Source organism: Metallosphaera yellowstonensis MK1 (assembly GCF_000243315.1).
In the GTDB taxonomy this organism is placed as follows: Archaea; Thermoproteota; Thermoprotei_A; order Sulfolobales; family Sulfolobaceae; genus Metallosphaera; species Metallosphaera yellowstonensis.
Genome location: NZ_JH597761.1, coordinates 453,333 through 458,237, shown reverse-complemented (window position 1 = coordinate 458,237; position 4,905 = coordinate 453,333). Strand labels below are relative to the sequence as shown.

The 4,905-nt window shown below is 45.9% G+C and carries 4 protein-coding genes and 1 pseudogene; 4 read left to right on the top strand and 1 reads right to left on the bottom strand.

Annotation, left to right across the window (positions count from 1 at the left end; all coding sequences use genetic code 11):
* Positions 1 to 273: 273 nt before the first annotated feature.
* Positions 274 to 1,167 carry an IS5-like element ISMye2 family transposase gene (locus METMK1DRAFT_RS03055; protein ID WP_009070737.1) on the bottom strand — a complete coding sequence of 298 codons (894 nt, stop codon included), beginning with the start codon at positions 1,165 to 1,167 and terminating at the stop codon, positions 274 to 276.
* 134 nt (positions 1,168 to 1,301) lie between these two features.
* Here METMK1DRAFT_RS03055 and METMK1DRAFT_RS03050 point away from each other — a divergent pair, with 134 nt between their 5' ends.
* The 4 genes and pseudogenes from METMK1DRAFT_RS03050 to METMK1DRAFT_RS17265 form a co-directional block, all read left to right on the top strand.
* Entirely contained in the window at positions 1,302 to 2,615 is a 1,314-nt protein-coding gene (locus METMK1DRAFT_RS03050; protein ID WP_009070735.1) for a sugar ABC transporter substrate-binding protein, read from the top strand.
* A 27-nt stretch (positions 2,616 to 2,642) separates the two neighbouring features.
* Positions 2,643 to 3,617 (top strand): ABC transporter permease, encoded by a 975-nt coding sequence (locus METMK1DRAFT_RS03045; protein ID WP_009070733.1) that lies wholly within the window; start codon positions 2,643 to 2,645, stop codon positions 3,615 to 3,617.
* Between the two features lie 19 nt (positions 3,618 to 3,636).
* Entirely contained in the window at positions 3,637 to 4,428 is a 792-nt protein-coding gene (locus tag METMK1DRAFT_RS03040; protein WP_009070732.1) for an ATP-binding cassette domain-containing protein, read from the top strand.
* A 335-nt stretch (positions 4,429 to 4,763) separates the two neighbouring features.
* A pseudogene (locus METMK1DRAFT_RS17265) lies at positions 4,764 to 4,905 on the top strand (IS5/IS1182 family transposase); the annotation flags it as partial.

Below are 4,905 nucleotides of genomic sequence, written 5' to 3'. Positions count from 1 at the left end.
CGTTCCCCCCAACTACCTCTAGGAGGAGCGCGGTCACCACGTGATTGTACACCTCACGGTATGGCCTAGCGCTCCTCCCTTTTCAGTGTACTAATGTAGGATCAATTAAGTCACTTTCGTTCTATAGAAACAAATAGAAATCACAATGGAGTCCTGAATCGCCCAAGCACTCCATGGGTGCTTTGTGGACCTCTTCAGTTTATTTCATAAGCATAATATGATACACTGAGGGTTTTTCAGTAATTAATATTTATTTCAACGTTGTTCACAAGCTCAAACCTTAATACCCGGAGCCCTACCGACTAAAGAATTAGCCAAGTGAACCATCCACGCGTAGGCCCAGAACTTGAGCTTAGCCTCAACCACTTGCCCTAGAAAACTTGTAGCCCCAACAGATTCACCAAAGGTGCGCTTCACGGCAGAGAACAGGGACTCAACCCTCCACCTAACACCGTAACCCCTCTCCTCCCTCCAACGATCGTAACCCAACTCCTTGAACTCCCTCACAGCCTTTCTCCTGGCGGGATGACCGCGTCCAGTGGAGGCGTCCTCCCCAGGTGGGACGACCTCAACCCCAGTATTGTAAACCTCGTTGGCGTCGTAAGCCTTATCCCCGTAAAACCTCTTGACCTTCTTCCCCTCATCCTGTAAGTCCTTAGTCTTGACTGCAGTCTCGACCTCGTCGCTAGTCACCTCAGCGTCTATCACGTTGAGCTCGTCCTTATCCATTACTATCTCTATCTTGAGGAATTTTGAGTCCCTCCTTTTACCCCACTTTGCAATGATGTATTGTCCTCCCCTTGTTGTGCTTATCCCCGTCGCGTCTGCTATTACTTCAAGTTGGTCGTTTGCCTCCGGGAACGTTATGTCCATGTTCCTCACCCTTTCCCACATCGTCGAGTAGTCTAGGCTTGTCGGGACGATCTTCAGTCCCTCCAGTGCTCTCAATACCCCTTCCATTGCCCTGTAGGGTAAGAACAAGTGTAGGAATGCTAGGAACTCGTTGAACTCCTTCGGTGCCTTGTAGGTTTTCTTTGCATCCCTATTCTCCTCTGCTAGTAGATCCCACCAGTGTTCGAAGACGTAGAAGGGGAACATTAGCTTGTATCTCGTTATGACGTTCTCGTCGTACTTGCTCCAATCCCTCTTGTACTCACTCTTTCCCATGGGTAATACTCGATATATTAGTTATAAATTTTTGTATAATACTGAAGTAGCCCACAAAGCACTCCATGGGATAAAGTTTTTATATTAAAGTAATAAAGAGAGTATGGGTAGTTTGATATAAAGGTGAAACTAGAATGAATAAATATATTCCTGTAATAATAGCTCTAATAATCATAGTAGGGGCACTAGCTGGAATATTAATATATACGAACGTGACAAGACCCACTGCTGTAACGTCTACACCGAGCAACACCACCAGCACATCCCCTACATCTCCTCAGTCGTCTAACGCAGGGATAACGATCTACATGGTCACACATGGGGCACCAACAGATCCCTTCTGGATTCCCGTGATTGAAGGTGCAGAATACGCAGCGGCGCTACTAGGCATAAAGGTGATATACGAAGCCCCTAGTACCTTCAGTGTATCCGGCTTAACTGACCTCATCCAAAGTGCAATAGCAGCCCATCCCAACGGACTCATAATCTCTGTTCCGGCCCCATCAGCAGAGGCTCCCCTTGTGGAACAGGCATACCAGGAGGGAATTCCAGTGCTCGTGGTTAACGCCATACCTGTACCTTCAGCTGTGCCTAACTGGCCCTATAACGAGACAATAGCCTATGTAGGCCAGATAGACTATGACGCAGGGGTTGGACTGGGTCACTATATCGTGACATGGTACGAACAGACCCATGGTGGTCAAAAACCGATGAATATAGTTATATTTAACCATGAGCCAGGTCAGTTTAGTCTAACGGAAAGGATAGCTGGTATAGATAGTGTACTCCAGGCTAACGGAATACCTAACGCGACAGTGGTTCCGACTAGTCTTAATTACGCGCAGTCCGAGTCAATAATGGCCTCGTACCTACAGGATCACCCAAACACTCAGGTAATAATAACGTTAGGGCCTGCCGGTACAGATCCCGCCGTTGCTGCTCTCAACCAGACCGGGTTAGCCCATAAGGTACCGCTATTCTCCTTTGACTATGATAACATAACTCTCACTGCCATAAGGCAAGGAGTGGATATAGCTACAGTAGATCAACAGCCAATGGAGCAAGGATTCCTTAGCGTGGTTGTCATGTTTATGTACATAAAACTCGGCATAGCGCCAGCGGAGTATAACATATCTACAGGGCCCTTCATCGTTACCAACTCCACTCTAGGGTTAGTAATTAAACAGAATGCACTAACCAGCGAACTTTCATCGTATCTCAAGGTAGGCGGTGATCCAAACGGAATTTACAGGGTACCTATGACCACAAACCTAACAGCCGCAGAGCTACTTTCAATGATTTCTGTGAAGGTGATACACCATAAGGGTTACTACGAAATCATCATAGACGGTGAGAGAGACAGGTCTCTTTCCCCGCTACTATACATACAGTTCACATTATCTCAACTCATTCAAACTATTACGGATAGAATAACGAAAATATTTTAAGGTACGTTTCTTTTTTTATTTATGTGAATGGTGGTTCACGTGGCCTTACACTTATCTAAACTCTTTAGAGAGAAGAGGGGTCTCTCCATATTTATTATATTTGTAGTCTTGATTATCGTTTTTTACTCCATAAATAAATTATTCTTAACGCCCAGGAGCGTCGCCGATATAGCTCTAGTGGCTACACAGGACGGCATAATAGCACTTTTCGTTACCCTTCTCCTCATAGCAGGCGAGTTTGACCTATCGGTAGGTGAAGTATTCGTATTTTCTGGGATGATTTTTGGATATACCATCCCTCTACTAGGTCCTTATCTGGCTTTCGTAGTGGCCCTATTATGTTCTGGCCTCATAGGATTTACCAACGGGATTATAGTGACTCGACTTAGGGCACCCTCATTCATAGCAACTTTGGGTATGGCCTTCTTCTTGGAGGGTCTCATCTTCGTTGTCACTGGAGGCTTTGAGGTCACAGTAAACCTATCTAAGATACCCTTCTGGTATACGCTTAGCGGTGACCTTCCTGACGGCTTGAATGTCTGGGTGATATGGTTCGCTCTATTTTCGATCTTGACATACTTCATCCTAGAGCACACAAGGTTCGGTAATCACGTGTTCGCAACTGGAGGCTCACAGAACTCGGCGTATGCGGTGGGGGTTAATACAAGGCGAGTAAAGCTCGTACTCTTCGTGGCAACCAGTGTGATATCAGGACTAGTCGGCATAATGTCCCTGCTCTACTACACTGCGATATCACCAGTGGAAGGACAAGATCTACCGCTTATAGTTTTAGCAATAGCAGTCATAGGAGGCTCGTCACTGTTCGGAGGTGTTGGAAGCATTGAGGGGACTGTAGTCAGTGCGCTCACGATAGGAGCCATATACGTAGGCTTAGTCCTAGCTGGAGTGCCCTCCTACTACTATTACTCTTTCGTCGGAGCACTCCTCATAGCCATAGCTGTTGCTAACGAAAAGCTATTAAAGAGGAAAATACAAATATAATATTTGAGGTCGGATACAAATGAGTGATAGTCTCGAAAGGAGAAACACGGATTCATCTGGGCCTCTCTTAAGGGTAAAGGATTTACATAAATATTATGGTAATACTCCTGCTGTACGAGAGGTGAGTTTCGAATTAGGCTACGGTGAGATTGTGGGCCTAGTCGGGGACAACGGGGCAGGTAAGTCCACTCTCGTGAAAATACTAGCTGGTTATCATAAACCAGATAAGGGGGAGATATACTTCAAGGGGAAAAAGGTGGAATTCAATTCGCCATATGAGGCTAGGAGAGAAGGTATAGAGATAGTATACCAGGACCTAGCCCTCATCTCTACCATGCCAATTTATAGGAACATTTATCTAGCCTTTGAGCCTAAACGTGGTATATTTATAGACAAGAAAACCATGAAAGAGGAGGCTAGGAAGTTTTTAAAGTCGATGGGGATAGACGTCGACCCGAATAAGTTGGCTGGCGAGCTTTCAGGGGGTCAAAGACAGATGGTAGCTATTGCCAGGGCACTAATGTTCCAGGCCAACTTGCTACTCCTTGATGAGCCGACCAGCGCCCTCTCTGTATATGAGGCACGAGAGACCCTCAACTTCGTGAGTAGAGCCATTAAGGATACGTATAGAGGAAGAGCTTCAGCTATAATCGTGAGCCACAATATACACCACGTATACTCGGTGGCCACCAGGATTCTGGTCATGGACCAGGGAAAGATAGTCCTTGACATACCGAGTAAGGAGATGAGTCCCATTGAGGTTGAGGAATATATTGTCAAGATAACTAAGGAGAAGGCCTCTCAAAGGTAGTCATTCAACCTTCATGATAATAGATCTAATAACGTTTATGGATTCAAAGTATCAGAGCATGTGGCAACTATCTGGAAAGATATCTTATAATACTCCGTAAAACTCTAAAGGACAAGGTATAGGTCCACTACCTGCCAGAACCTCGCGGTCGTTAATCAGAGCCTGCCCTCTCTGAAGGAGTTGGTTCTCTCAGGATTCACGAAGTCTGATGAATTCACCTCTGTCCTTCAGGCTTGAAGATGTATAAAAGAAGGAAGCTTTCCTAGACACTAACTGTTTTATGGCATTCTTCAATGTTATACAAAAAGTTATAAACGTTCGCCGAAGTTTAGCCCATGGGTGAGAGGAAGTACACCAGGGACTGGGGCAAGTACGACGAGAACGTGGTGACCAGGTACGAGCTCATCTTCCCGTTCCACGTGTTCGAGCACCGGTGAGGTTCCTGGAGGAGGAGAACAGGGACGCCAAGAAGACCTT

Excerpts from the sequence above, each read along its gene's own strand:
- METMK1DRAFT_RS03055 (WP_009070737.1), bottom strand. The coding sequence starts at position 1,167 with ATGGGAAAGAGTGAGTACAAGAGGGATTGGAGCAAGTACGACGAGAAC.
- METMK1DRAFT_RS03040 (WP_009070732.1), top strand. The coding sequence starts at position 3,637 with ATGAGTGATAGTCTCGAAAGGAGAAACACGGATTCATCTGGGCCTCTC.
- METMK1DRAFT_RS03050 (WP_009070735.1), top strand. The coding sequence starts at position 1,302 with ATGAATAAATATATTCCTGTAATAATAGCTCTAATAATCATAGTAGGG.
- METMK1DRAFT_RS03045 (WP_009070733.1), top strand. The coding sequence starts at position 2,643 with ATGGTGGTTCACGTGGCCTTACACTTATCTAAACTCTTTAGAGAGAAG.